This is a genomic window from Deltaproteobacteria bacterium, from assembly GCA_009930495.1.
Lineage (GTDB): Bacteria > Desulfobacterota > Desulfovibrionia > Desulfovibrionales > Desulfomicrobiaceae > Desulfomicrobium.
Window position 1 is genome coordinate 1 of the sequence record RZYB01000401.1, and the last position, 1,389, is coordinate 1,389.

The following is a 1,389-nucleotide window of genomic DNA, read 5'->3' on the forward strand; positions in this document are numbered from 1 at the left end:
TAAATTGTTTACAACTAGTAATTTTTATGTTATATTATTTTTAAGAGGTATTTGCTATGTATGTAGGAATAGGTGGACCAAAAGGATATGAGGTTGTTACTATTAGAGAAGATACTCATATTCCTGGAACTAAAAAGAAGAAAACTCGAATTGTTCGCAAAGTTGGCAAGTTGGCAGACCTTCTTTCAGAAGATCCTAACTTCATGGAAAAGCTTAAAGCTGAAGTAAGAGAAGAAACGAAAGCTCTTAAAGAAGCTAAGAAACCTATTTCTATTTCATTACCTAAAGGTAATATCAAATCAGTTAAAGATGTTACTGCATCATATGCATTTGGTCATGTAATAATAAGTAAGCTTTGGGATATTATGAACTTAGATTACTTTTTTGAAAAAAATTGTAATAAAAGAAATGCAGATGCTGTTAGAAATGCCATTTACTATCTTGTAGCTCATAGATGTGGTAGTCCAGATAGCATTAGAGCTAGTGTAATGGAACAAGAAAGATATGCTGGTATTTCACCAATTGGACTAGATGTGTTTTATTCAGTATTAGATGTTCTATGTAATCAAAAGGAAGCTCTAGTAGATCATCTATGTTCTTTCTTCAAAAGAAAAACTACAAGAAAAGAAGATGTTGCTTGTTACGATGTTACTACCTACTCATTTGAAAGTACTAAATGGGGAGAGATGAGACTATTTGGCTTTTCTAAAGATCATAAGAACAATGAAGTACAAGTCGTAATGGGTCTTTTAATAGATAACAATGGTATTCCTATCACTTATGAAATATTTCCTGGAAATACTATGGATCAAAACACTCTTAAAGATTCAATTGGTAAACTTAAGGGAAAGTACAATCTTGAAGGAATAACAGTTGTAGCAGACAGAGGAATGAATGCTAATGACAATTTACTATTTCTTCATGGTAATGGTTATCACTTTGTAGTTAGTTATACACTTAAAAGATCAAAGCAAGAGTTTAAAGATGCAGTCTTTAATGATGATACACCTTGGCAAGAAGAGCAATATAGTGAAGAAACTGGAGAACTACTTTATGCATCTAAGATATTAAAACAAACAGTGTCTGCAAAAGTAGAACTTACTCCTAAAGAGACTGAAGAAATAAAAAAGCAGAGAAAAAAAGAAAAGAAAAGAGGAAAGTGTCCTAAATACAAAAACGTAGATATTGAAGCTAACGTTCATGTTACATACTCACTAAAGAGAGCTAATAAAGATGCTAGTGATAGAGCGAGAATAATAGAGAGATTAGAGTCTAGGTTAAAAACTCCAGGTAAACTAAGAGCAGCTTTAAAAAGGGGAACAAATCAATACTTGCAAATGGATGTAGATACAAACTCCTGTTGCTTAGATAAAAATAAAATACAAAACG

Annotated in this window: 1 protein-coding gene; it reads left to right on the plus strand. The window is 31.7% G+C overall.

The window, feature by feature from the left end; translation table 11 throughout:
- Positions 1-56: 56 nt before the first annotated feature.
- A partial coding sequence (locus tag EOL86_15000) for an IS1634 family transposase (GenBank protein ID NCD26876.1) occupies positions 57-1,389 on the plus strand: 1,333 nt, incomplete at its 3' end.